20 protein-coding genes and 1 pseudogene are annotated in these 24,728 nt (G+C 74.7%); 9 read left to right on the top strand and 12 right to left on the bottom strand.

What is annotated here, in order from left to right; translation table 11 throughout:
- Window positions 1–8: 8 nt before the first annotated feature.
- Both ABZY20_RS29685 and ABZY20_RS29680 read left to right on the top strand, forming a co-directional pair.
- Window positions 9–890, top strand: a complete 882-nt coding sequence (locus ABZY20_RS29685; protein ID WP_356445379.1) for a hypothetical protein — start codon at window positions 9–11, stop codon at window positions 888–890.
- A gap of 72 nt (window positions 891–962) precedes the next feature.
- A complete protein-coding gene (locus tag ABZY20_RS29680; RefSeq protein WP_356445377.1) occupies window positions 963–1,289 on the top strand; it encodes an antibiotic biosynthesis monooxygenase in 327 nt (108 codons plus the stop codon).
- A 61-nt stretch (window positions 1,290–1,350) separates the two neighbouring features.
- Here the strand turns inward: ABZY20_RS29680 and ABZY20_RS29675 are convergent, their stop codons facing one another.
- Window positions 1,351–2,691, bottom strand: coding sequence for a diacylglycerol kinase family protein (locus ABZY20_RS29675; RefSeq protein WP_356445376.1), 1,341 nt, complete (start codon window positions 2,689–2,691; stop codon window positions 1,351–1,353).
- 236 nt (window positions 2,692–2,927) lie between these two features.
- On the opposite strand from ABZY20_RS29675, the pseudogene ABZY20_RS29670 reads away from it, so the two are divergent.
- Window positions 2,928–3,334: pseudogene (locus ABZY20_RS29670) on the top strand (GNAT family N-acetyltransferase); the annotation flags it as partial.
- A gap of 40 nt (window positions 3,335–3,374) precedes the next feature.
- Here ABZY20_RS29670 and ABZY20_RS29665 read toward each other — a convergent pair.
- On the bottom strand, window positions 3,375–3,968 hold the full coding sequence (locus ABZY20_RS29665) for a hypothetical protein (RefSeq protein WP_356445374.1): 594 nt from the start codon (window positions 3,966–3,968) through the stop codon (window positions 3,375–3,377).
- Between the two features lie 149 nt (window positions 3,969–4,117).
- On the opposite strand from ABZY20_RS29665, the gene ABZY20_RS29660 reads away from it, so the two are divergent.
- Together ABZY20_RS29660 and ABZY20_RS29655 are read left to right on the top strand one after the other, a co-directional pair.
- Window positions 4,118–6,691 (top strand): SpoIIE family protein phosphatase, encoded by a 2,574-nt coding sequence (locus ABZY20_RS29660; protein ID WP_356445372.1) that lies wholly within the window; start codon window positions 4,118–4,120, stop codon window positions 6,689–6,691.
- Window positions 6,692–6,812: 121 nt separating this feature from the next.
- Complete coding sequence (locus tag ABZY20_RS29655) at window positions 6,813–7,475, top strand: GAF and ANTAR domain-containing protein (protein WP_356445460.1); 663 nt, start codon at window positions 6,813–6,815, stop codon at window positions 7,473–7,475.
- Here the strand turns inward: ABZY20_RS29655 and ABZY20_RS29650 are convergent.
- Window positions 7,466–9,598 (bottom strand): SpoIIE family protein phosphatase, encoded by a 2,133-nt coding sequence (locus ABZY20_RS29650; RefSeq protein ID WP_356445370.1) that lies wholly within the window; start codon window positions 9,596–9,598, stop codon window positions 7,466–7,468. The two genes, ABZY20_RS29655 and ABZY20_RS29650, sit on opposite strands and share 10 nt — an antisense overlap.
- Window positions 9,599–9,982: 384 nt before the next feature.
- The gene (locus ABZY20_RS29645) at window positions 9,983–10,165 is read right to left on the bottom strand and encodes a hypothetical protein (RefSeq protein WP_356445369.1); all 183 of its coding nucleotides are present in this window, start codon (window positions 10,163–10,165) and stop codon (window positions 9,983–9,985) included.
- A gap of 321 nt (window positions 10,166–10,486) precedes the next feature.
- On the opposite strand from ABZY20_RS29645, the gene ABZY20_RS29640 reads away from it, so the two are divergent.
- Together ABZY20_RS29640 and ABZY20_RS29635 are read left to right on the top strand one after the other, a co-directional pair.
- Window positions 10,487–11,308: a chitosanase gene (locus ABZY20_RS29640; protein WP_356445367.1), complete on the top strand. Its 822-nt coding sequence runs from the start codon at window positions 10,487–10,489 to the stop codon at window positions 11,306–11,308.
- A 74-nt stretch (window positions 11,309–11,382) separates the two neighbouring features.
- Window positions 11,383–12,390, top strand: a complete 1,008-nt coding sequence (locus ABZY20_RS29635) for a DMT family transporter (protein ID WP_356445365.1) — start codon at window positions 11,383–11,385, stop codon at window positions 12,388–12,390.
- Here the strand turns inward: ABZY20_RS29635 and ABZY20_RS29630 are convergent.
- From ABZY20_RS29630 to ABZY20_RS29615, 4 genes are all read right to left on the bottom strand, one after another.
- Window positions 12,341–13,105 carry a sulfite exporter TauE/SafE family protein gene (locus ABZY20_RS29630; RefSeq protein ID WP_356445363.1) on the bottom strand — a complete coding sequence of 255 codons (765 nt, stop codon included), beginning with the start codon at window positions 13,103–13,105 and terminating at the stop codon, window positions 12,341–12,343. The genes ABZY20_RS29635 and ABZY20_RS29630 overlap by 50 nt on opposite strands.
- A gap of 193 nt (window positions 13,106–13,298) precedes the next feature.
- Complete coding sequence (locus tag ABZY20_RS29625; protein ID WP_356445361.1) at window positions 13,299–15,317, bottom strand: DUF1996 domain-containing protein; 2,019 nt, start codon at window positions 15,315–15,317, stop codon at window positions 13,299–13,301.
- Window positions 15,318–15,569: 252 nt separating this feature from the next.
- Window positions 15,570–16,256 (bottom strand): lytic polysaccharide monooxygenase auxiliary activity family 9 protein, encoded by a 687-nt coding sequence (locus ABZY20_RS29620; protein ID WP_356445359.1) that lies wholly within the window; start codon window positions 16,254–16,256, stop codon window positions 15,570–15,572.
- A gap of 216 nt (window positions 16,257–16,472) precedes the next feature.
- Window positions 16,473–17,105, bottom strand: coding sequence for a GNAT family N-acetyltransferase (locus ABZY20_RS29615; protein ID WP_356445357.1), 633 nt, complete (start codon window positions 17,103–17,105; stop codon window positions 16,473–16,475).
- A gap of 113 nt (window positions 17,106–17,218) precedes the next feature.
- On the opposite strand from ABZY20_RS29615, the gene ABZY20_RS29610 reads away from it, so the two are divergent.
- Window positions 17,219–18,283 carry a YihY/virulence factor BrkB family protein gene (locus ABZY20_RS29610; protein WP_356445356.1) on the top strand — a complete coding sequence of 355 codons (1,065 nt, stop codon included), beginning with the start codon at window positions 17,219–17,221 and terminating at the stop codon, window positions 18,281–18,283.
- 16 nt (window positions 18,284–18,299) lie between these two features.
- Here ABZY20_RS29610 and ABZY20_RS29605 read toward each other — a convergent pair whose 3' ends face one another.
- From ABZY20_RS29605 to ABZY20_RS29595, 3 genes are all read right to left on the bottom strand, one after another.
- Window positions 18,300–18,752: an NAD(P)H-dependent oxidoreductase gene (locus ABZY20_RS29605; RefSeq protein ID WP_356445354.1), complete on the bottom strand. Its 453-nt coding sequence runs from the start codon at window positions 18,750–18,752 to the stop codon at window positions 18,300–18,302.
- Window positions 18,753–18,825: 73 nt separating this feature from the next.
- Window positions 18,826–19,257: a DUF3618 domain-containing protein gene (locus ABZY20_RS29600; protein WP_356445352.1), complete on the bottom strand. Its 432-nt coding sequence runs from the start codon at window positions 19,255–19,257 to the stop codon at window positions 18,826–18,828.
- The gene (locus ABZY20_RS29595; RefSeq protein WP_356445458.1) at window positions 19,254–19,625 is read right to left on the bottom strand and encodes a phage holin family protein; all 372 of its coding nucleotides are present in this window, start codon (window positions 19,623–19,625) and stop codon (window positions 19,254–19,256) included. The genes ABZY20_RS29600 and ABZY20_RS29595 overlap by 4 nt, the downstream gene beginning before the upstream one ends.
- A 244-nt stretch (window positions 19,626–19,869) precedes the next feature.
- Here ABZY20_RS29595 and ABZY20_RS29590 point away from each other — a divergent pair, with 244 nt between their 5' ends.
- On the top strand, window positions 19,870–20,319 hold the full coding sequence (locus ABZY20_RS29590; protein WP_356445350.1) for an SRPBCC family protein: 450 nt from the start codon (window positions 19,870–19,872) through the stop codon (window positions 20,317–20,319).
- 65 nt (window positions 20,320–20,384) lie between these two features.
- Here ABZY20_RS29590 and ABZY20_RS29585 read toward each other — a convergent pair whose 3' ends face one another.
- Window positions 20,385–24,716: a cation-translocating P-type ATPase gene (locus ABZY20_RS29585; RefSeq protein WP_356445348.1), complete on the bottom strand. Its 4,332-nt coding sequence runs from the start codon at window positions 24,714–24,716 to the stop codon at window positions 20,385–20,387.
- Between the last annotated feature and the right edge of the window lie 12 nt (window positions 24,717–24,728).

Here is a 24,728-nt window from a genome sequence, read left to right as displayed (position 1 = left end):
CTGGTTCGATGGGCAGGGCAGGCAGGAGCAGCAGGGTCGGTGCCTTAGGCGTCGCCGGGATCCTGGCGGGGACGGTCCTCGTCGGGTGCGGTGACGGCGGCTCGGGGGACGCCGCCGCGGGTTCCTCGGCGAAGCCGGGCGCCGGCGCACGGGAGGAGGGCACGCGGGCGGTGCGGTCGGCCTACGACAGGACGGCCGAGGAGGACACCGCCCGGGTGAAGCTGCGGGTGCGGACCTCCGCCGAGGGCACCTCGCAGACGGCCGACGGGCAGGGCGCCATCGACCTGGCCGACGGCGACAGCGTCATGAGTCTCACGGTGCAGGGGCAGCGGATCGAGCAGCGCGTCGTCGACCAGGTGCTCTACCAGAAGCTGCCGGAGGGCCGGGCCCCGGGCGGCAAGCCCTGGATCCGGATCGACCTGGGCGAGGTCGCGAAGCAGCAGGGCGCGGGCGACGGGTCGATGAGCGATCCGGCGCAGTCCGCGGCGTACGCCAAGGCGATCTCCGACGAGGACGTGACCGAGAAGGGCACGGCCACGGTCGGCGGGGTGCGGACCATCCGCTACCGCGTCTCCCTCGACGTCTCCGAACTGCCCAATGGCGACACCCTGCGGCAGCAGGTCGGCCCGACGCTGCCGATGGACGTGTGGCTCGACGACGAGGGCCGGATGCGCCGTCAGCAGGTGGAGATGACCCTCAAGGGCACCGCGTCACCGCGGCAGTCCTCCGGTACGGCCTCGTCCGCGCCGCAGCAGGTCACGGTGCGCACCGTCATGGAGTTCACCGGCTTCGGCACAAGGGTGGAGGCGGACGCGCCGCCGGCCGGGCAGGTCACCGACATGACCGGGGAGCTCCTGGAGCAGGGCGAGCGGGGCCAGGGGCGGAGCTGACCGTGACCGCCGCCCGCCGCCCGCCGCGAAGGCTTGAGGTGGCGCAGCTGCGGCATCGGGCAAGATGGGCGCATGAGCGTAGTCAAGATCAACGTACTGACCGTGCCCGCCGAGCAGCGGGAGACGCTGGAGAAGCGGTTCGCCTCCCGGGCGCACGCCGTGGAGAACTCGGACGGGTTCGAGTGGTTCGAGCTCCTCCGCCCGGTCGAGGGCACGGACACCTATCTCGTGTACACGCGGTGGCGTGACGAGGAGTCGTTCCAGGCCTGGATGGAGGGGCCGATGAAGACCGCCCACCAGGGCGGCGGCGAGGGCGGCGAGCGGCCCAGGCCCGCGGCGAGCGGCTCGACCCTGTGGTCGTTCGAGGTCGTGCAGCAGGCGGGCCCCAAGGGCGCCTGAGGCCCGTACGGACGAGGTCCCCCGTGCCGTGGCAGGCACGGGGGACCTCGTCCGTTGTCGTTCAGCCGTGCCGGGAGCGCGACGGGGCGGCGGTACGGCTGACCGCGGCCGCCAGTTTGCGCAGCCGGCGCCAGTCCAGACGCGGCGGCGCCTCTGGGACTCCGGGCCGCTCGCGGGGCACCCGGACCCGCAGGGCGCGGCGGGCGATACGGCAGTGGACGGGAGCGGGCAGGGTGAGCGCCTCGCCGTCCAGGCCGACCTCCAGCTGCGGTTCGTCCGCCTCGACGACGACGTGCTGGGCGGTGAGCACCGTCAGGCCCTCCGGGCGCGGGGAGAGCAGGAGTTCGGCCGCTTCCACGGCACTGTCCACGCGGACGGCGAGCACCCCCAGCTTCCCGGAGTTGAGCCGCTCGCGCCGGCCGAAGCCGAACGGGTCGTCCATGCGGTAGGCGTTGTTGCTGACCAGGACGGCCTGCGGGTCGGCGATGGTGGTGCCGTCGGCGCGGGCGGTCAGACGGGGCCCGGCCTGCCGGGTGAGCAGCTCGGGCAGCCGCTCCAGCGCCGCGCCCACCTTGTCCTCGCGGTAGCCGGGGCTCTGCACGACGGCCCCGTACACGCCGAACGAGGCGTTGTTGACGAACGGGCGGTCGGCGGCGAAGCCGAGGTCGACGCGGAGTTCCACGCCGTCGGTGAGGGCGTCGAGGCAGCTGGACGGGTCGTCGCGGTCCAGGCCCAGGTCCATGGCGAAGTGGTTGCGGGTGCCGGCCGCGATGACGAGGAACGGCAGGCCGTGTTCCGCCGCGACGGCGGCGACCAGGGCCTGGGTGCCGTCGCCGCCCGCGACGCCCAGCAGGTCGGCCCCGTCGGCGACGGCCTGCCGGGCGAGGGCCGTGACGTCCTGGTGGTGCTCCGGGTCGAGCAGGACGACCCGGGCGCCCAGCGCCTCGGCCCGCTCCTGCAGGTTGAACTTCTCGACCTTGCCGCCGCCGGAGCGCGGGTTGAGCAGCAGGAAGGGCCGCCGCGGCGGCGGTGTCCGGTACTCCTTGACCCGCACCCGCCGCAGTCCCGTGCTGCGCAGGGCGTAGCGGCCGCTCCAGACGGCACCGCACCACAGCAGCAGCGACAGGAAGACCACCCAGAGCAGATTCGCCGCCGCGAAGAGCGTGATCAGGCCGACGGGCGCGACCAGGGCCAGCGTGGCCGCCGCGATCCGGGCCGCTCCGCGCCGGGAGAGGACCCACCACAGGGCGGCGGCGGTCAGGGCGAGACCCGCCAGACCGGCGACGAGCAGCAGCAGGCCCCGCAGGCCGCCGGCGACGAGGGGCATCAGCACCGCCAGGGCGGCGGCGGTCAGGGCTCCTCTGGCCGCCCATCGCTGCCGGCGGTGGTACCCCACGCTCATCGCCGATCCCATCTCGTCCCTCCGCTCGCGGGCCGGCGCGGGCGGACGGACCCCCGCGACCGCGTCCGGCCCTGACCATGGTGCCCGCCGGCGGTCGGACCCGGCCACTGGCAGCCTCGCAGGCTCCCCCGCGACGGGGCAGGTCACCGACGATGATCCGCCCGGAGGAAGCCATGCGTAGCGTACGCGGCTCACGACGCGGCGTGGGAGCACTGCCGTGGTGGCCGGGCGCGGAACCGGAGTGCCGTGGCGTGCTGTCCGTGCTGTACGCGGCGGGCCGGCCGGTGGCCGCGCACTTCGCTCTGCGTTCGCGCACGGTGCTGTCCTGGTGGTTCCCGGCGTACGACCGCGCCTGCGCCAGGTACTCCCCCGGTCTGCTGCTGCTGATGCGGATGCTGCAGGCCGCGGCGGCCGACGGGATCGAGACGGTCGACCTGCGCAGCGGCCCGGCCCGCTACAAGGAGTCGCTGAAGACGCGGGACCTGCGTAAGTACGAGGGGGCGGTGGGGCGGCCGGTGCCCGGCGAGGCGGCGCACTGGCCGGGCCGGGAGCCCGCTCGGGCCGGTTCGTGCGCCGCCGCCCCCGGCTGGCGGGGGCGGCGGCCCGGGCCCTGGAGGAACTGGGCCGGATGCGCGGTCACTGAGCCGGTGCGCCCGGCTCCGGGGAGCCGGGCGCCCGTGCGGTCAGCTCGTGGCCGTCCAGCTGTGGGCGACGTCCACGATCACCCGGTCCTCCAGCTGGAGCACCCGGAACGGCAGCCGGGCGCGGACGCCGAGGCCGATCTGGGTGTCGCCCTCGAAGCTGCCGGCGAACCGGGTGTCCCGGAACGTGCGGTAGCCGGTGAGGTCGACACCCGGCAGCGGGCGGCTCACCCGGCCGGGATAGGTGGGGGCACCGGTCTCCGGGTCGTAGGAGGGCGCGGCCACCCGGATCTCCAGGACGGCACCCCCGGCGACGGGGATGAGGCGGCCCGATCCGTCCTGGTGGAGCTCGTCGACGTACTGGACGGTGTAGCCGACGCCGCGGCCCGCGCCGGGCACGTCGACGACCATCCGGTCGAAGCAGGTGTGCCGGCCGGTCCTGATGTTCTTCAGCGGCGCCACCGTGGAGCCGGTGGCGGTCTTGGCGAGGCTCCCCCAGCCGGTCGGGCAGGCCGTGGCCGCCCCCGCGGTGGCCTGCGGGGCGGCCGCCGGCGCGGCGCCGGCCGGGATCGCGGCGGCGCCGAGCGTGACGCCGACGAGCGCGAGAGTCGCGCATGCTGTTCCGATTCGTGCCATGGCCGCCCCCGGGGCTTGCTGGTTTCTGGTACCTGGTGAGACAGCCGGGCGGGCCGAAAGGTTGCACTTGCCGCGCCGTAGCGCCGACCATGGCACATCCTGGTGGGGAGCTATTGGTGTCCGGTGCGTCCGTACCGGGAGGACGCGACATGGATGAGGCAACCGCCGTACCGGACGGGCCGCGGGCGTCCCGTGGCCGGAACCGGGGCGGCGGGGCTGGCGGCAGGGACCCGGCCGGGGACGCGGGGCGGATCGAGGACGCGCTGACGGCCCCGCTGATCAGCGCCGTGCGGGACCTCGACGGCTACGGCGGGCTGCTCTACCTGCGCTCCCACGACCGGCGCTCGCTCGTGCTGACGATGGTCACCGGCGTCCCCAGGTCGCTGCTGAAGAGCTGGTGGCGGGTGCCGGTGGGCGGCGCCCTGCCCATGACGGAGGCCTTCCGGCGCGACGAGACGCTGTGGCTGCCCGACGAGCGCGCCACCATGATCCGCTTCCCGCGCTTCACCGCCGGGCTGCCCTACTCCTTCGGCTCCGCCTACCAGCCCGTGCGGTGCGGCGGCGAGCCCGTCGGTGTGCTGGTCGTGCTGCGGTCGGCGGCCCGGGCGCCGATGGACGCGGAGGCGGCCGACCTCGCGCTGCGCCCCGCCGAGCGGGAGATGGAGCGGCACCTCACCCGCCTCGCCCCCCGCCCACCCGGTCCCGGACCGGGCGCGCACGAGGTCGAGTACGACGACGAGCCCGTCAGCGTGCGGCTGCCCACGCCGGCCGCCCGCCCGGTCCGGGTGGGGCTCTTCGAGTGGGACCTGGGAGACGACCGCTGCACCCTGGACGACGAGGCCCTCGCCCTGCTGGGCCTTCGCCGCGCGGACTTCCGCGGCACCCTGGCCGACATCGAGGCCCGGGTCAGCCCCGACGACCTGCCCGAACTGCGCGCGAGCCGGCACGACGCGCTCACCACCGGCCGGGTCAGGTACCGGCACTTCCGGGTGCGGGAGGTGTCCCCGGGCGGCGAGGAGACCCGGTACCGGCCCGTCGAGCTGTGGGGCCATCTCGTGGGCGGCGGAGGTCCGGGCCGGCTGCTGGTCGGCGCCCTGGTCGACGCGGCCGGCGGGCTGACCGCGGCGGAGGCCGCCGAACGGCTGCCCGACGGGCTGTTCTCCCTGGATCAGGACGGCCGTCTCACCTACGTCAACCGCTGCTGCGAGGAACTGCTGGACTGCGGCCGGGAGGCGCTGCTGGGCCGGTATCCGTGGGAGGTGATCAGCTGGCTGCGGGATCCCGCCTACGAGGACCGCTACCGGGCGGCGATGCTGTCGCAGGAACAGGTGTCCTTCCTCGTGCGGCACCCGGGCGGGCACTGGCTGAGCTTCGTGCTCCACCCGGACGTGCACGGACTGACCGGCCGGGTGTACCCGACCGGCCCGCCCCCCGGCGGCGAGGCGGGGCGCGAGGGCGAGCCGGGCGCCGTGCCCGCGGCGGGCGGACCGGCCGCGGCGCCGCCGCCCGGGCCGGTGGCAGCGGCGCGGGCCGGGGCGCTGTACCACGTGGTGCAGATGGCGAGCGTGCTCACCGAGGCGGTCACCGTGCGGGACGTGTGCCGGGCCGTGTCCGAGCAGTTGCTGCCGGCCTTCGGGGCGCGGGAACTGGCCCTGTACACCGTCCGCGAGGGCCGGATGTTCCTGCTGTGGGAGTCGGGCTACCCGGAGGGCTTCCTCACCCCGTTCGAGGGCACCACCCTCGACACGCAACTGCCCGGCGTGCACGCCCTGACCACGCGCCTGCCCCTGTTCTTCGAGTCGCCCGAGGACCTCTCCGTCGCCTATCCGGGCATCGCGCTCGACCGGATGAACGCCTGGTCCTTCCTGCCGCTGATCGCCTCCGGTCACCCGGTCGGCTCGTGCATCCTTGGCTGGGACACCCCGCGCCGGTTCTCCGCCGACGAGCGCTCCGCCCTGACCGCGCTGAGCGGGCTGACGGCGCAGGCCCTGGAGCGGGCGCGGCTCTACGACGCGGAGTCCGCCGTGGCCCGGGGCCTGCAGGAAGGGCTGCTGCCGCACCGGCTGCCCTCCGTGGAAGGGCTGCGCACCACCGGGCGCTATCTGCCCGGCACCCAGGGCATGGCCATCGGCGGTGACTGGTACGACGTGATCAGGACGGGGCGCGGGGTGGCGCTGGTGATCGGGGACGTCGAGGGGCACAGCGTCGGGGCGGCCGCTGTGATGGGGCAGCTGCGCAGTGCCGTGCACGCCTTCGCGGCCAGCGAGCGCCCGCCGCAGGAGGTCATCACGCACACCAACCGGCTGCTGGCCGACCTGGAGTCGGACGCGTTCGCCACGTGCTGCTACATCGAGCTGGACCCGCGGACGGGGCGGGCCCTCGCCGTGCGGGCGGGCCATCCGCCGCCGCTGCTGCGCCACCCCGACGGGCGGTCCGAGACGCTGCACCTGGCGGGCGGAGTGATGCTGGGGGTGCAGCCCGACTCGGTCTATCCCGTCACCGAACTCGTCCTGGACCCGGGCAGTGTCCTCCTCCTGTACACGGACGGGCTGGTGGAGCGGCCCGGCAGCGACATCGAGACGGGGATCGACCACGTCCGCCGCTGTCTGGCCGAGACCTCGGCGGACTCGGTGGAGCACCTCGCCGACCAGCTGATGCGCGCGGCCCGGACCGCCCGGGAGCGTCCGGACGACGTGGCGCTGCTGCTGACGGGATACCGCTGACGGGCCCCGCAGGGGCCGGTCCCTCGCGACTCCTAGCCCGCAGCGGGCCCGGAGTAGGGTGGACGTGGCCGGTCGAGCGAGGCGGTGGTCGGTGGTGGACTGGCGGCGGTACGCCGAGCAGATGGCGGTGCTCGCGCGCGATCTGCTGGCACAGGATTCCGTCCAGGCGACCCTGGACGCCGTCGCGCAGTCGGCGGTGAAACTGATCGAGGGCTGTGACGCGGCGGGCATCCTGGCGGTGTCCAAGGGCCGGACCGTGACCCTCTCGGTCTGCGGCGACATGGTCGAGGAGTCCGACCGGCTGCAGGGCGAGCTGGGCGAGGGCCCGTGCTTCGACGCCGCGCACCGGGTGGACGGCGAACGGCTGTTCCGCATCGCCGACATGACGCTCCCGCAGCCGTCCTGGCCGCTGTACTCGCGCGCGGCCCGCGATCTGGGCATCGGCAGCATGACCGGGGTACTGCTCTACACCGATCAGCAGGACTTCGGCGCACTGAACCTCTACTCGCGCAGCCCGGGGGCGTTCGGCGCGGACATCGAGTCCGCGGGCTGGCTGCTGGCCTCGCACGCCGCCGTGGCGCTGGCCGGCGCCCGCACGGTCGAGCAGCTGGAGCACGCCCTGGAGACCCGGCACTCGATCGGCGAGGCCATGGGGATCCTCATGGAGCGCCACCGGCTGAGCCAGGAGGAGGCGTTCGCCGTGCTGCGGCGGCTGTCGCAGCAGCACAACGTCAAGCTGCGCGACGTGGCGGGCCACGTGCGGGCCGGATCGCCTCAGGACTGACCGTCCGGCGCCGACCCGGCGCGCAGCAGCAGCACCGCGATGTCGTCGGTGTGCCGGCCGGTGGGGGTGGCGTGCCGGACGAGCCGGTCGATGAGTTCCTCGAGGTCCTGGTGGCGGGCCGCGTCCAGGTGCGCGGCGAGGGCGGCGGTGGTGCGGGTGACGTCGGTGCCGGGGAGTTCCACCAGGCCGTCCGTGTAGAGGGCGAGGGTGGTGCCGGGCCGCAGGGGCACGGTGGTGACGGGGTAGTCGGCCTCGGTGGCGATGCCCAGCAGCGGGCCGGGCTCCACGTCGAGGACACCGGCGGGGCTTCCGGTGGGGCGCAGCAGCGGCGGCACGTGACCGGCGCTGGCGAGGGAGGCCCGGTGGCGGGCCAGGTCGAGGTGGGCGTAGAGGCAGGAGACGAGCAGTTCGGAGTCGAGGTCGGCCAGGAGCCTGTTGGTGCGGGCGAGGACCTCGTCGGGGGCGGCGCCCGCGGTGGCGTGGGCGTGGATGGCGGTGCGGACCTGGCCCATGAGGGCGGCGGCGGCGACGCTGTGGCCCTCGACGTCGCCGATGACAGCGGCCGCGGTCGTGTCGTTCAGGCGCAGCAGGTCGAAGAAGTCGCCGCCCACCTCGATGCCGTGGCCCGCGGGCAGGTAGCGGGCGGCGACCTCCAGCCCGGCCAGTCGGGGCAGCGCCCGGGGCAGCAGGGCACGCTGCAGTTCGCGGACGAGACGGTGCTTGGCGTCGTAGAGGCGGGCGCGGTCGAGGGCCTGGGCGATGAGGCCGGACAGCGAGGTGAGGATGGCGCGTTCCTCGGCGGTGAAGGCGTGCGGCTGCTCGTAGGACAGGACGCAGCAGCCCACGGGCCGGCCGGAGATGATCAGCGGGAGGAAGGCCCAGGCCTGTTTGCCGCTGATGTCGGACGCCTGGGGATAGCCGGCCTTCATCTCGCCGGGGTGGGCGAAGAAGGCGGGGATGCCGCTGGCGATGACCCGGCCGGCCGGGGTGAGGTCGGTGTCCAGGGCGAGGGCGTCGAGCCGTTCCATGACGTCGGCGGGGTAGCCGTGGTAGCCGGTGATCTTCAGCCGTCCGGCGTCGGCGGCGGACAGCACGAGGCCCTGGGCGCCGAAGGCGGGCAGGATCTGGTCGGCGATCAGGGCCACGAGGTCGCGCACCGTGACCGCCTCGGTGAGCGCCGCGGCGAGATGCACCAGCTGGTAGAGGCGTCCGGCCGGGGCCGCCCGCGGGGACAGGGCGGCGGGCGGGGGCGGATCGCCGCCCGGTTCCCCGCCGGGCACGACACGGACGCTGATGCCGCTGCTGTCGGGATGGAGCTGGAAGGTCAGCCACTGGTCCGGCGGGCGGAGGGCGCTGAAGGTGACGGGCGCCCGGCTGACGACCGCGGCGCGGTAGTGGTCCTCGTAGACGGGGCTGTCCAGCCAGGGCAGGGAGTGCCAGGGGCGGGTGCCGACGAGCCGGTCGGCGTGCGCGCCGAGCAGGCGGGCGGCGGTGGCGGTGGCGAAGGTGATGCGGCCCTCCAGGTCGAGGGCGACGGCGCCCTCGGGGAGGCGTTCGAGGTAGTCGGCGGCTGCCAGTCCGCTCTGCACGGGGTGGGGGGCGGCGTCGGCGGCGACGATGCGCGGCTGGTCGGGCAGGGCGGGCGGCCGGGGCGCGTCGTCGAGCAGGCGGGCCATGCGGCGCGCGCTGGAGGTGATGTGGCCGCGTTCGCGCGGCGCTATCCGGCGTGGGTGCCCGGCGGGCCACATCAGGACGAGGCCGCCCCAGCGGCGCCGTACGCCGGTCACCGGGGCCGCGGCCAGGGCGAAGGGGTAGGGCATGGCGGCGGCGGCACGGGGGTAGCGGCGGGCCATCTCGGCCTGGCTCTCGATCCAGACCAGGCCGTCCTCCCGGATGGCGTCGGCGACCGGGACCGGTGCGGACAGGGGCAGGCGCTCCCAGGGGGCGCTGAACGCGAGCGGCAGACCGCACAGCGCCACGAGGCGCAGCACCGGCTCCGCGTCCTCGATCAGGTACAGACCACCGCTCGAGGCGCCGGTACCGCGCACGGTGTCCGCGAGGGCCGCGGCCAGACCGTCGTCCGGCGACCCGGCGCCCTCGGGCGGTTCGTTGCTCCGGGACATGCCGTCCTCCCGCTCCTACCGGGACGCTACGCCGAACGGGGCCGGGGAGCACCTCGTCGGTACGGATCCGGCGGCGGAGCGGGCGGGACGGCACCGGGGTCGTGCGGCGGATCCGGGGAAGCGGGACGGTACTCGGTAGGACGGCTCCGGGGGCGGCGGCATCGGGGTGCGCGGGCCGCCACCGCCGTGGAAGCGGCTGAGGACCGGCGGGCACCGGCAGCGTCCGGCGCGGCCGCGACGGCCCGCCCCTCGCCGGGCGAGGCGCGCGACGCCCGGAGCGCCGAGGGCGCTGCCGGGCGGAATCGGACGGGGTGCTCGTGGTGCGCCGGCGGCGGCGCGGAGCGGGCGCCGGCCGCGTCACCCCGGCCGGTCAGGCCGGGCGGCTCACAGGCAGTAGCGGACGAGCCATTCGTCCTGGTTGTAGTCGGTGCGCGCCGGGTCGGGGATGCTGGCCGCCCGCTCCTCGACCATGTCCTCCACGCGGACCGGCTCCGGGAGCGACCCGAACCGGGCCCGGCGTACGGCGGCCTCCGTCTCGCTCCCCTGCTGCGACCTCGCCTCGTCCATGGCGTTTCCCCTCTCCCCTGGTCGGCCCGGCCGATCGGCTCTGCCCGGGCACAGAGTTGACGCGTGAGGCGCCCTCAAGGTTCCCGTGCCTCCTTGCCGATGCCCCGCCCGTGGCCGAATTATCCGGGGCTCTGCCAGGCGGGGCCGAGCGGCCGGGCCCGAGAAATCCCGGCTCGGCTCCTTCCCCCCGCACCCAACCGGTGATAGTAAACCTTCCTGTCAGTTCCCCAGTTTCCCAGTTCCTCAGCTCCTCAGCTCCTCAGCTCCTCAGCTCCTCAGTTCCGCACGGCCCGCCGACCCCCCACCCTTCCTGGAGGCACCGTGAGACACCCCTCCGCCCTGCCCGCGCGCCGCACCGCCCTGGCCCTGTTCGGCGCGGCTCTCGCCGGCGCGCCGTTCTGGCGGCCCGCGCACGCCGGCGCCGCCGCACGCGCGACCGGGCTCGACGATCCGGCGAAGAAGGAGATCGCCATGCGGCTCGTGTCGAGCGCGGAGAACTCCTCGCTCGACTGGAAGGCCCAGTACCGGTACATCGAGGACATCGGCGACGGCCGCGGCTACACCGCCGGCATCATCGGGTTCTGCTCAGGCACCGGTGACATGCTCGACCTGGTCGAGCTCTACACCGCCCGCAGACCCGGCAACGTCCTCGCGGCGTACCTGCCGGCGCTGCGCGCGGTCGACGGCTCCGACTCGCACGACGGGCTCGACCCCGGCTTCCCGAACGACTGGCGCCGCGCGGCCCTCGACACCGCGTTCCAGCGGGCGCAGGACGACGAGCGCGACCGGGTGTACTTCGGCCCCGCGGTCCGGCAGGGCAAGGCGGACGGGCTGCGGGTGCTCGGCCAGTTCGCCTACTACGACGCCATCGTGATGCACGGCGACGGCGACGACCCCCTGAGCTTCCGCACCATCCGCCGCCGGGCGCTGCGCTCCGCCCGGCCGCCGGCCCAGGGCGGTGACGAGGTGACCTACCTGCACGCGTTCCTGGACGCCCGGGTGTGGGCCATGAAGCAGGAGCCGGCGCACGAGGACACCAGCCGGGTCGACACCGCCCAGCGGGTGTTCCTGCGCCAGGGGAACCTCGACCTCGACCCGCCGCTGGACTGGAAGGTCTACGGCGACAGCTACCACATCGGCTGACCGGGAAGTGGTCCACCAAGCCGCCCCGGAAGTGGACCTCCTGCCGGGCCGCGGCGCTGCCTAGCGTCACGGTCATGAACGCCACCACCACCCGGGGCGCGCTGCTCGCCGCGCTCGCCTGCGTCCTCGTCGGAGGGTCCTTCACCGCCAACAGCGTGCTCGGCGACTACCCGTACGCGGGCGGCCAGTTCCTGCGCTACGGACTGGCCTGCCTGCTGCTGGTCCCCCTGGCCGGCAGGGGCGCTTCCGCCCGCCTGAGGGCACTGCGAGCGCGGCAGTGGGTCCGTCTCGCCCTGCTCGCCGCGGTCGGCATGGTCGGATTCAACCTGGCCGTCATCGCCGCCGAGCGCACGGCCGAACCGGCGGTTCCCGGCGTGTTCGTGGGCTGCGCGCCGGTGGCCGTCGCCGTGCTCGTGCCGCTGCTGGACGGGCGCAGACCGCAACGGCTCGTGCTGTACGGGGCGTTGCTGGTGGCCGCCGGTGCCTTCGTCGTCCAGGGCTGGGGGCGCACGGACGGCGCGGGCCTCGCCTTCTCGGTGTGCGCGCTCGCCGGGGAGGTCGGCTTCGCCGTGCTCGCCGTGCCCGTGCTGCGGCCCCTCGGGCCCCGGCTGCTGTCCGCGACGGTGTGCGCGGTGGCGGCGCTGGAGTCGGCGGTGGCGGGCGTGCTGGCCGACGGGTCCGGGTGGCTGCGGCGTCCGGACGCCGTCGAGGCCGGGGCGCTGCTGTGGCAGGCGGTGGTCGTCACCGTGGTCGGCTTCGTCTGCTGGTACATGGGCATGCAGCGCATCGGCGCGGAACGCGCCACGCTCTTCTCCGGGCTGATCCCGGTCGCGGCCGCCTGCACGGCACCGCTGGTCGGCACGGGCTCCTACGGTGCCGCGCAGGCGGCGGGCAGCGCACTGGTCGGTCTCGGGGTGGCCCTGGGGTCCGGGGCCCTCACCCGGGCGGGACGCCGCACGGGGGCCCCGGTGCCCGGCCGTCCCGCGCAGGCACCGGCGCTCCCCCGCACCGCGGTGACCGCCCGTCCCGGGCTCAGCGGAGCACCAGATGGACCAGGGCGAGGGAACCCACCGACACGATGAGGGCGCGCAGGACGGCGGGGCTGAAGCGGCGTCCCGTCCTCGCTCCGACCAGGCCGCCCAGGGCCGAGCCGGCCGCGACGAGCACGACGGCGGTCCAGTCGAACTCGGCGAAGAAGACGAACAGCACGGCGGCGACGGTGTTGACGACGGCGGCCAGCACGTTCTTGACGGCGTTGAGCCGCTGCAGCGTCTCGTCGAGCAGCATGCCCATCAGGGAGATGTAGATGATGCCCTGGGCCGCGGAGAAGTAGCCGCCGTAGACGCTGGCCAGGGACAGGCCGGTGAAGAGCAGCGGCCCGCCGTCGCGGCCGCCGCGGGCGTCCGCCGCGCGGCGCTCGCGCACCCGCCGGGCGATCCAGGGCTGGCAGGCGACGAGCACCAGCGCGAGGCCCACCAGCACCGGCACGATCCGCTCGAACGCCGACGCGGGCAGGGTCAGCAGCAGCACGGCGCCCGTGAGGCCGCCCAGGGCGGCGCCGGTGCCGAGCAGCAGGACGCGGCGGCCCTGGCCGCGCAGCTCCTCGCGGTAGCCGATGATCGCGCTGAGGGAACCGGGCACGAGGCCGAGCCCGTTGGACACCGTGGCGGTGACCGGGGGCAGTCCGGTGGCGAGCAGCACCGGGAAGGTGATCAGCGTTCCCGAGCCGACGACGGCGTTGACGGCCCCGGCGCCCGTGGCGGCAGCGAGCACGGCCGCCATCTCCCCCGGGGTCACGCCCCTGCTCCGCGGCCGGTGCGGCGGTTCCTGATGAGGTTCATGGGATCACGCTAGGGGGTGCGCTTTCCGGCGGTCGCCGAAGGGTGCCCGCCGCCGTCGCGCCGGTGGCGTCCGGGACCGTGGTCCGCGGGCACGCGAACGGCGGCGGGACCGGTGGGGGTCCCGCCGCCGTCGCTCGGGCGCCGGTGGGTCAGCTGCGCCGTACGCGGCGCAGCACCACGAAGCCCGCGATGACCAGCACCGCGCCCGCGGCCGCCGGCCAGAGCTGGGCGCCGGTGTCCGCCAGGCCGCCCTGGCCGACCGCCTGAGGCTCCGTCAGGGACGGTTCCTCCGGGGTCGCGGCGGCGCTGGTGGCCGTGCCGACGGCCTGGCCCTCGGCGAGGTCTCCCCCGTCGTCGCCCTCGTCGTCCTTCGCGCCACCCGCGGCGTCGCCGCCGGGGGACGCCGTCGCGAGGGTGCCGGGTGCGGTGGTGCCGGGCGCGGCGGACCCGTCTCCGGGCTCCGGCTCGGGGGCCGGCTTGTCCGCCGGGGGCTCGGAGGCCTCGCCCTTGCCGCCGTCGCCCTCTCCACCGCCGTCGCCGGGCTTGCCGCCGTCGTCGCCCGCGTCGCCGCCCCCGTTGCCGTTCTGCGGGGCGTCCGGGGTGCGCGTGGGCTGCTCCTGCGGGGCCTCGGGGGTCTTCGTCGGCTCCTCCTGCGGAGCTTCGGGGGTCTTCGTCGGCTCCTCCTGCGGCGCCTCGGGCGTCTGCGACGGCTCCTCGCCGGGCTCCTCGCCGGGCTGCTCGCCCGCTCCGACGCCGCACTCACGGCCCTCGTTGATGCAGTCGACCATCTCCTTCATCAGCTTCTCGTCGAAGACGTTGATGAAGTCGCCGTGGTCGGTGACCGGCTTGTGCAGCTGGTCGGGGAAGGAGTCCACCGCGAACAGCGGGGTCGTACGGCCGCCGTCCTGCAGGCTCGGCGCGTCCACGTCGTAGACGACGCGCTGGACCAGCTGCGGGATGGGGCGGAAGCCGGACGGGCAGCTGCCGTCGGCGCCCGTGAACGCCACGTGCGTACGGTGGTTGGCGCTGTCGATGTTGCGGCCGTCCCAGCAGCTCTGGAACTTGAAGGTCCGCACCACGTCGCTGCCCTGCGGGCACAGCGGGTACTTGTCCTTCAGCTGCCGGTCCTCGAAGCCGGTGCAGCTCCAGGAGGCGTTGGCGTTGGCGGGGCCGTTGACGAAGGACTTGGCGTCGCCGGTGATGATGCGCAGCAGCCGCGGCATGGCCGTGACCTTCCCGCGCGGGTTGCCGACGAAGTCGAGCGTGACCTCCTTGGGCGTGACGATCTCGCCCGCGTTGCCCTCGATGCCGCCGCCGGGCTTGTCGGCGTCCTGCTCCTGGGTGCCGTTCTGCAGGCGCAGCACGGGCCAGTAGTAGGTGGACTTGTCGCCCTGGTCGACGCAGCTGGTCTCGGCGTTCTCCAGGTCCTGGTCGCTGGCGAAGGCGTCGTTGGCCTGGTTGCCGACGTAGTCGTGGAAGTGGTGGGCGCCGTTGGAGACGCCCGGGGCCACGATGACGTTGTCGGAGTTGAACAGCCCGTTCTCGTTCACGCCGCAGCTGGTGGCGAAGGAACCGCGGGAGGCCTCGCCGCTCTCGCGGGGGCTGTTGACGTTGGGCTGGACGGTCTTGATGTCCGTGAAGTCGGCGGCGACGGGGCCGTTGCCGGCCTGCCCGCCGTTGTTGCCCTGGCCGGCGCCCTGTTCCTGGCCCGGCTGCGCACCGCCGTCGCCGCCCTGGCCGTCGCCCTGGCCGTCGCCCTGGGCGGGGGCCTGGTTGCCGGACTCGCGCACGGTGCAGGCCGCGAGGGCCTCGAGCCCTTCGGGCCGGTCCCCGGCGCGTTCGATGGCGACCGTGATCCGCTCCAGGGTCGCGGCCCGCTTCTCCTTCAGCGGGTTGATGATGGCGTTGCCGGCGAAGCCGGAGTCCTGCTGGATCTCCTGGGCCGACTCGCTCAGTTGCTGGTAGGCCTTGCTGATCTGCTCGTCCAGAAGGGCGAGTTCCTTGTCGACCTCGGACCTCGCCTGGTCGGGGACCGAGGTCAGCTTGGCGCCCACGTCGGGGCAGTCGATCGTCGCGCCCGCGGTCTGAACCCCCGTGCCGGAACGGGTCCGGGCGGCGTCCCCGTCCGAACCGCCGTCCGTGGCCGAGGCGTAGACGTTGGCCGCCATCAGGCCGCCTCCGCCCAGGATGAGCGCGAATGCGGCGAAGGTCGCGCGTCGTGGGCCAGTAGGGCGTCTTCGCGTGTTGCGTCCCAAGGGTGCTCTCCTGCGCTTGTGGCGTGCGGGCATGAAAATCCCCTCGCCCCATACGCACGGGAGCGCCGGTGCGTTCAGGTGTCTCGGGAATTTTCGGGAAACTCTCATCCGGCCCGCACGGCCGGGCACCCCGCCGGACCTCTCGGCCCGGCGGGATAGCGCAGGTCAGCGGAAGTTCACGTCACTGCACAGGAAGTAGGTCTGGTCCATGTGCGAGGCCTGCCAGATCGTGTAGACGACGTGCCGGCCGCTCAGTCCGGACGTGCTCACGGGGATCGAGTAGTTCTGGCCGGGCGCGTACCTGCCGGTGCGGGCGACCAGTTGGAGGTCGCTCCACTTGAGCGGCTGGGTGGCGGGGTCGAAGCCCTGCCGGGTGACGTACACCAGGACGTAGTCGGCGCCGTGGCCGGCCTGGTCGTGCAGCTTCACGGTGAAGTCGCCGGAGACGTCCGTCGTCTTCCAGGCGCCCACCGTGTCCAGGGAGTTGTACCGGCCGTCCTCGGTCCGGCCCCCGCTGCAGAGCTGCCCGTCGGGGACCACGGCCTGGAAGTCGCCGGCGGAACCGTTGCGGTACAGGCCGTTCCAGTTCCACATGGCGTTGGGGTCGGCCTGCCACGCCTGCCAGCACATGGGGTCCTGCTGGGCCATGGCCGGGTTCTGGAAGTCGCTGCCCCAGCGCAGCCAGCAGCCGTAGTTGCGTGAGGCCGGGTCGACGACCGAGCCGTGGGCGGCGGCGGTTCCGCTCCACGGGAGCAGGCTGAGCAGGGCGGCGGCCAGCGCGCTCAGGGCGAGCGCCGGACGGGACCTGGTCCCGAGAACCCTGCGGTCTTGCCCATGACCATGACACTTCATGATCTCCTCTTTCGGATGTGGGGGGCGTGGTGCTTGCGGTGTGCCGTTCGTGGGGGTGCGGGAGCGCACGGCGGTGCCGGGACGCGCAGGAGGCGCGGGAGCGCTCCCGCACCGCACAGGCTGCGCCCGATGACCCTCGCCGGCAACGCACGATTGCGCCACTTCCCGGCCTCCCGGCCGCCCGATGGCGCGTTCGACGCGTTCGACGCGGGGCCGTCAGAGGTGTTCGAGTTCTCCGGTGGTGCGCCCGAGGAAGGTGACGGCACCGGGATCGGCGACGCTGAGCTCGTGGAAGCCCATGCGGTCGTAGAAGGCCCGGGCCGGGGTGTTCTCGGTCGCCATGGCCAGATGGACCGCCGGGACGCCCTTGTCCTGGAGAGCCGCCAGGAAGGTCCGCATCAGCCGGCGTCCGAAGCCGCGGCCCTGCCAGGCGGGCAGCAGGTCGATGTGCAGGTGGGCGGGGTAGGCGGCCAGTTCGGGCAGGACCATCCGCTCGGGGTGGTGCAGCAGGTGGGCGATCTCCTCGTCCGCGGTGCGCGGCGGTCCGGGCGGCGCCGGGTAACGGCCCGCGACCAGGGGGAGCCATACGGCGCGGAAGGCCTCGGCGAAGCGCGGCGTGTCCGCGGTGCCGAGGACGTAGCCGACCGCCCGGCCCCGCCCGTCGTCCAGCACGAAGGCCAGTTCCGGCTCCAGATGGACGTACGGGGCCGCGAAGGCCGCCGGGAAGACGCCCGGGTCCGCGTAGTGGGGGCGGCTGTCCTGGCCGCGGTGCGCGGTGCGGACGCAGATGTCGTCGAGGGCGGGGCGGTCCGCGGGGCGGTAGGGGCGGATGAGGGCAGAGGTGGTCATGGCGGCATGGTGCCGCCCGTGGGAGCGCTCCCTCAACCGGTTGCGTGTGCTTCGCCGTCTCGCGCGGGTGCGGGATGCGGCTTAAGGGGGCGGCCCGGGGTTACCCGCCCCCTATGGTGAAGCTGCATATTCCGGGACGGAAAGAACACACGACGGCCGGGTCCGCACCCCAGACCTCCGAGCCGGAGCCCCAGGAGCCCGGGCCGGGGCCCGAAGTGGAGCGCGCCGCGCCGGACTCACCGGCCGACCTGCCCAAGAAGTCGTGGGGCGCGATCCTCAAGGGGAGCCTGCGGGAGTTCAAGGACGACGAGCTCACCGACCGGGCCGCCGCGCTGACGTACTACGGGGTGCTGGCGCTGTTCCCCGCGCTGCTGGTGCTGGTGTCGCTGCTGGGCCTGACCGGCCGGTCGACCACGGACAAGGTGATCGACAACCTCCAGCAGTTCGCCCCCGGCTCCGCCCGCGACATCATCACGAGGGCGGTCGAACAGCTGCAGGGCAACGCCGGCGTCGGCTCGCTGATGGCGATCGTCGGCCTGGCCCTGGCGCTCTGGTCGGCCTCCGGCTACGTGGCGGCGTTCATCCGCTCCGCCAACGCCGTCTACGACATGCCCGAGGGACGGCCGGTGTGGAAGCTGCTGCCGGTGCGGCTGGCGGTCACGGTGGTCCTGATGGTGCTGGCCGTCATCAGCGCGCTGATCGTGGTGTTCACGGGCGGGCTGGCACGTCAGGCGGGAACCGCGCTGGGGATCGGCGACACCGCGCTCACGGTCTGGTCGATCGCCAAGTGGCCCGTCCTCGTCCTGCTGGTCGCCTTCATGATCGCGATCCTGTACTGGGCGACCCCGAACGCCAAGGTGAAGGGGTTCCGCTGGATCACCCCGGGCAGTCTGCTGGCCCTGCTGATCTGGCTGGTCGCGTCCGCCGGCTTCGCGGTCTACGTCGCCAACTTCGCGTCGTACAACAAGACCTACGGCACGATGGCCGGTGTCATCGTCTTCCTGATCTGGCTGTGGATCACCAACCTGGCGATCTTGCTGGGCCTGGAGTTCGACGCGGAGACGGTGCGTCAGCGGGCCATCGCCGGCGGGCACCCGCCGGAGGCGGAGCCGTACACCCAGCCGCGTGACACCCGCACGTGGGACGACCAGGACCGGCGGCGCCTGGAGGAGACCTGAGGCGGCCGGGCCGGGCTCAGGACATGAGCCCGGCGGCGACCGTGGCGCCGAGTTCCCAGCACTTCTCGACGTCGCCCTTGTCCGGCTCGCCGGTCACGGTCACGGCCTCGGCGGCACGGCGCCAGCCGAGGCCCGTCGTGACGGTCTCGATGCCGCGCACCGCGCCGGTGACGTCGTTGCCGCCGTGCACCCAGTAGCCGAACGGGCGGCCGCGGGTCGCGTCCAGGCAGGGGTAGTAGACCTGGTCGAAGAAGTGCTTGAGCGCCCCGGACATGTAGCCGAGGTTGGCGGGGGTGCCGAGGAGGTAGCCGTCGGCGGCGAGGACGTCGGACGCGGTCGCGGACAGCGCGGGCACCCGTACCACCCGGACGTCCTCGATCTCGGGGTCCGTCGCGCCGGAGAGGACGGCTTCGAACATCGCCTGGCAGTTCGGCGAGGGCGTGTGATGGACGATCAGCAAGGTGGCCACGGCACCCGACCATGCCGTCCCGGCCCCCGTCACCGCAAGCAGCGACGGGGGCCGGTGTCGGCGGGCCTTCGGGTCAGCGCCCGGCGCGGCGGCGGATCAGCAGGATCGCCACCAGGGCGGCCGACGCGCCGGCCAGCAGGGCGCCGCGGTGGTCTCGCACCTGCTGCGGGGCCTTGTCCTGCCAGACCTTCTCGGCCTGTGCGGCCTTGGCCTTCGCCTCCTCGGCGGCGGCGGCGCCCTTCTGCTTGAGGGGCTCGGGCAGCTTCTCCTCCACCGTCCGGGCGACGTGCGCGGCCTTCGCCCTGGCCTGGCCGCTCCAGGCCTGGGCCTTGGTCCCGGCCTGCTCCCTGACCGCGACGGCCTTCTCACGGGCGCGGGCCCTCACATCGGTCCGGTCGGCCAGCGCCTGGACGGTGCCGCCGAGCTCGTGGCGGGTGCGCTCGACCTGTTCGCGCAGCTCCTCCGGGCTGCTGGTGGTCGGCTCGTCGTGCGGGGGCTGGGTCATCGGTGAGCACTCTCCTTGATCTCGGCCACGTCGGCCTTCACGCTGTCGATGGTCCGCTGCGGGGTGGCGGGGGTGGCGCTGCGCACCTGCTTGCGGCCGGCCAGTGCCGTCACCGCGGTGGCGACGGCGAGGACGGCCGTGACGATCAGCGCCGCCGCCCACACCGGCAGCGGGACGGCCAGGGCGGCGATCGCCGTCGCGACCAGGGCCTGCAGGGTGACGAAGCCGAGCACCCCGGCTCCGCCGAACAGGCCGCCGCCTTTGCCGAAACGCTTGCCCTTCTCGGTCATCTCCGCCTGGGCGAGCCGCATTTCGCTCCGCACCAGATCGGAGAGCTGTGCCGTGGCACGCTGCACCAGCTCGCCCACGGGCTCGTCCCCGGACGTCTGCCCGGGCCCCGAGCGAGGAGCGGCGGAGGCCGTGCGGTCCGTGTCAGCCATGGCGATCACCTCCCGGTCTGTCGTTGTCGCGGAGCCGGGTACCCCACGGAAGGCGGAAAGGACACCTCGCCGGGTGAACAAGTCGTGGTGACCAGGAGTGACCGGCGTGCGATCTGGTACCCGTCCCCCGCTTCGGCACAGAGACGGCCGTACGAGAAAGGGAGGTACCGCCTTGTCGCAGGTAGAGGAATCCATCGAGGTCCGTGTCCCGGTGCACACCGCGTACAACCAGTGGACGCAGTTCGAGTCGTTCCCCCAGTTCATGGACGGCGTCGAGCGGATCGAGCAGCGCACGGACACGCTGACGCACTGGGTGACGAAGGTGGGCGGCCAGGAGCGCGAGTTCGACGCGGAGATCACCGAGCAGATCCCCGACGAGCGGGTCGCCTGGACCACCGTGAGCGGCGAGACCAAGCAGGCCGGTGTGGTGACCTTCCACCGCATCGAGGACGACACGACCAAGGTCATGCTGCAGATGGACTTCGACCCCAGCGGCCTGGCCGAGACCGTGGGCGACAAGCTCGGCTTCGTGAAGCGGCAGGTCTCAGGTGACCTGCGGCGGTTCAAGGAGTTCATGGAGGCCCGTGGCACGGAGACGGGCGCCTGGCGCGGCCAGGTCTGAGACGGCGTCACACCGGCGGCCGCCGCCCCTGCGCGGGGTGGCGGCCGCCGGTGTGTGTCCGTCCGTCAGGCCACGGGGTGCGGGAGCCCGCTGCCCGCCTGCTGCCGGGCCTGGCGGATCAGGTCGGTCAGGCGCAGGGCGAGCCGGGTCGCGGTGTCGTACAGCAGGTGGACGGCGCGCAGGCGTTCCAGGCGCGGGGCCAGGGCCGACAGGGCGATGGCCAGGGCGACGCCGGACCAGGCCGTGGGGCCGAGCGGCGTGCAGCCGAAGAAGTGGCTGACGCCGGGCGTCTGGACGAGCGCGGCGAGCACGGCGGCGGAGCCGAGGGCCGTCACCCACACCAGCGGGCTGTGGCGCCGTCCCGAGAGGGTCTGCACGAGCTGGGCGCCGACCACGCCGCACAGCGCCATGGTGGTGGACCGGCGTTCGGTGCCGGGGGTGAGGCGGCCGAAGAGGTACGCCGCGACCGCGCCGAAGCAGGTGGTGATGCCGCGGCGGCGGATGGAGCGCAGCAGGGGCGCGCCCAGGACGTCGAGGCCCATCGGGCCGGTCGCGGCGTGCTCCGCCGTCGAGGGGTCGTTGCTGGGCGTGACCGCGACCGCCATCGCCGGGAACATGTCGGTGAGCAGGTTGACCAGCAGCAGCTGCCGGGTGGACAGGGGTGAGGCCCCGGCCAGCAGGGTGCCGAGGACGCTGAAGCCGACCTCGCCGGCGTTGCCGCCGATGAGGATGCTGACCGCGTCGGCGACGCTGCGCCACAGGGCCCGGCCCTCGACGACGGCGTCGACCAGGACGGACAGGTCACCGGTGGTGAGCACCAGGTCGGCGGCGTTGCGGGCGGCGGCGGAGCCGCGGGACTCGACACCGACGCCGACGTCGGCGGCGCGGATGGCGGCGGCGTCGTTGGCGCCGTCACCGGCCATCGCCACGACCCGGCCGGCCTGCTGCAGGGCCTCCACGACGTGGAGCTTCTGCTCGGGTGCGACCCGGGCGACGACACCGGCCACGCGCAGCACGCGCACGCGTTCGCGGCGTTCCATGGCGACCAGTTCGTCTCCGGTGACGACCTCGGTCTCCTCCGGCCAGCCCAGTTGCTGGGCGATGGCGCGGGCGGTCTCCGGGTGGTCGCCGGTGAGCATGACGGGCAGGATCCCGGAGCGGCGCAGTTCGACGAGCAGGGCCTGCGAGGTCTCGCGGGGCACGTCGGCCAGCGCGATCAGGCCGCTGAACTCCAGGTCGGCCAGGGGCGCGTCGAGTTCGGCCTCGGCGTCCTCGGCCCGGCAGGGCCGCCGGGCGACGGCGAGGACGCGCAGGCCCTGCCCGGCCAGCTCGTGGGCGGTGTCGGCCGCGTGGGCGGGCAGGCCCGGGCAGGCCGGCAGGATCGTCTCGGGGGCGCCCTTGACGACGAGGAGGTCACCGAAGTCGGGATCGCCGTCGCGGCCGATGGCCGCCGCGTAGCCCCGGCGCGCCTCGAAGGCCAGTTCGCCGCTCGGGGTCCAGCCCTCGTCGGGCGGGGCGACGTCGAGGACGGCCTCGTCCGTGGCGTGCGCGACGCGGCGGCCGTGCCCGGTCTCCTCCTGCGGGCAGGCGCGGGCGGCCAGGCGCAGGACCTGCGCGGCCCGCTCGTCGTCCACCCGCAGGACGGTGCCGTCGGCGGTGGCGACGCGGATCAGGCGCAGCCGGTTCTCGGTGAGGGTGCCGGTCTTGTCGAAGCAGACGGTGTCGACCCGGCCGAGCGCCTCCAGGGTGCGCGGGGTGCGGACCAGCACGCCGCGCCGGGACAGCCGCCGGGCGGCCGCCATCTGCGCGACGGTGGCGACCAGCGGGAGCCCTTCGGGGACGGCGGCCACGGCCACCGCCACTCCCCCGCTGACGGCGCGCCGCACGGGGCTGCCGCGCAGCAGGGACAGTCCGGTCACGGCCGCGCCGCCGGTGAAGGTGACGGGCAGCGCCTTGCGGGTGAGTTCCTGCAGCCGGGCCTGGACGCCGGCGGGCGGCGGGGTGCGGGCGGCGAGGGTGACGGCCCGGCCGGCCTCGGTCTGGTCGCCGGTGTCGACGACGAGCGCGGTGGCACGGCCGGCCACGACGGTGGTGCCCTCGAAGACCATGCAGGCGCGCTGGGCCACGGGCAGGCCCGGGGTGGCCTCGACGGCCTTGGTCACCGGCAGCGACTCGCCGGTGAGCGCGGACTCGTCGACCTCCAGCCCGTCGACGTCGAGCAGCCGCGCGTCGGCGGGTACGACGTCGCCCGCGCCGAGGCTGATCTCGTCGCCGGGGTGCAGCCGGGCCGCGTCGACGGTGACGGTGCGCTGGTGGCCGTTGTGCTTGCGGGCCTTGGGCTGCTGCCGGGCGGCGAGCCGGGCCAGGGCCTGTTCGGCGCGCAGCCGCTGCAGGCCGCCGGTCACGGCGTTGAGGTCCATGGCGCCGACCACCAGCAGCGCGTCGACGAGCGAGCCGAGCAGGGCCGAGGCGACGGCGCCGGTGGCGAGGACGGGGGTGAGCGGGTCGTCGAGTTCGCGGCGTACCGCGCCGGCCGCCTGCCAGGTCCAGCGGACGGGGGTGACGGCGGGGTGCCGGGTCAGGCGCGCGGCGCGCTGCCGGGTCCGGTCGGCGGCCAGGGCGAGTCCGCGCGGCTCGCTCTCGCGGTGGGTGCGGCGCAGCCGGTCGCGGGCCTCGTGGGGTTCGAGCGCGTGCCAGGGGATGTGCAGCCGGGGCGGCGGGGGTGTGGCCCGGGCGACGCGGGTGGCTTCCAGCCAGCCGGCGAGCAGGGCGCCGGCGGCGGCGATGTTGACGGGCGCGTGCCGGGTCACGGGCCAGGCGAGATGCCGGCCGGGGGGCTGCCCGCCGCGGGCGACCAGCAGGCCCGACAGGGCGGCGCCGGCGCGGGCGAGGGTCTGCGACCGGCGTCCCACGCGCCGGGCAGCGGGGATGGCCGTGAGGAGCCGCCAGACGTCGGCGAGGCCGCCGGGGGCCAGCGCGTCGGCGCCCCAGGAGACGGCGGCGGGCCCGTCGGTGAGGGCGACGGCCACGTCACCGGCGGGCAGTCCGTCCACCACGTGCCCGCCGCCGGAGGCGTCCGGGCGGGCGACGGTGACCACCACGTGCCCGTCGGCCTGCAGGGCCCGTACGACGTCGCCGAACGGCCTGGTGCCGGGGACGACCTCGTCGGCCAGCCGGACGATGTCCTTCAGGTCGGATCCGCCCGCGATCACCACGTGCAGTCCCGCGCGGCGCGCGGCGTCCAGGACGGCCTCGGCGAAGGGGTGCACCGGGTCCTCGGGCGCGAGGTCGGCGTCGCCGTCGGGCCCGGTCCGCCGGCGCAGGGCGTCGGCGTGCAGGACCAGCGCGTCGGCGATCTCCAGCTGCCGCAGCCGCTCCCCGCTGCGGACCAGGATCCCGGCGTGCGCGAGGAAGGTGCCGAGCGTCGCGGCGAAGGCGGCCGGTCCGTAGCGGGCCGCCTTCGGGGAGCCGGCGAGGACCGCCTCGGCCGCGTCCCGCGCGCTGTGCGTGACGAGGAGGGTGGCGGCGGCGCCGGCGAGGCTTCCGGTGCTCGCGTGGGAGGCGTACTCCTGCGCGGGCGTCACCTTCAGCGGCGGCCGGGCCCCCGTCGGGAAGGACAGACTGGTGCGCTGGGCGTGGCACACGTCGTCGTGCAGGGCCTCGAAGGCCGCGGCCCTGGCCACGGCCTCGGTGAGCTGGGTGCCGCGGAGCAGCCCGTCGAGCACGAGCGCCAGCGGGGTCTGGCCGACACCGTGGGCGGCGGCGTTGGCGGCGGTGAGGACGAGTTCCATCGCGGACGGGCCGAGGCGCTGGCGGAGCAGGCCCCGGAAGCGGGGGTTCTCACGCAGGAGCGTGACGGTCGCGGTGACGATGCGGGAGCTGGGCGGCAGGCGCAGGGACCGGCCGGCCAGGGCGCCGGCCGCTCCGGCGGCGTCGAGCAGGACGGCCGCCGCGGTGACGCGCACCTCCCTGGGGTCGCCGGGGTGGGTGCTCTCCTCCGCCTCCGGGTCGGCGCCCTCGTCCAGGCCGAGGCGGGTGGCCAGGGCGGTGGCCCGTTCGGTGACGCGGTCGGTGGCGGCGTCCTCCACGAGGGTGATCACCAGGCGGGACAGCCCTTCGTCCCAGTAGGCCGTGAGCACGTCGGGGTGCTCGACGAGTTCCTCGGCCACCCTGCGGGCGAGGACGGCGGCGTCGCCGTCGACGCGCCGCAGCGCGAGGTGGATGCGCTGTCCGGCCTTCCAGTGCTCCGTGCGCGTGAGGGCGTTGCGCGCGACGTTGCGGACGCGGCGGGTGGTGTCGTAGAGGGACGTCACGCCCTGGGCGGTGCTGCGGGCGGCCCCGGCGGCCGCCCCGGCCACGGCCCCGACGAACGGGGCTACGTCGAAGCGTGTGAGCATCTCCTGCTTCCC

The organism is Streptomyces sp. NPDC006624 (genome assembly GCF_040611555.1).
GTDB lineage: Bacteria > Actinomycetota > Actinomycetes > Streptomycetales > Streptomycetaceae > Streptomyces.
Note: the sequence above shows the minus strand (reverse complement) of the source record. Positions and strands in the feature narration are given on the sequence as shown.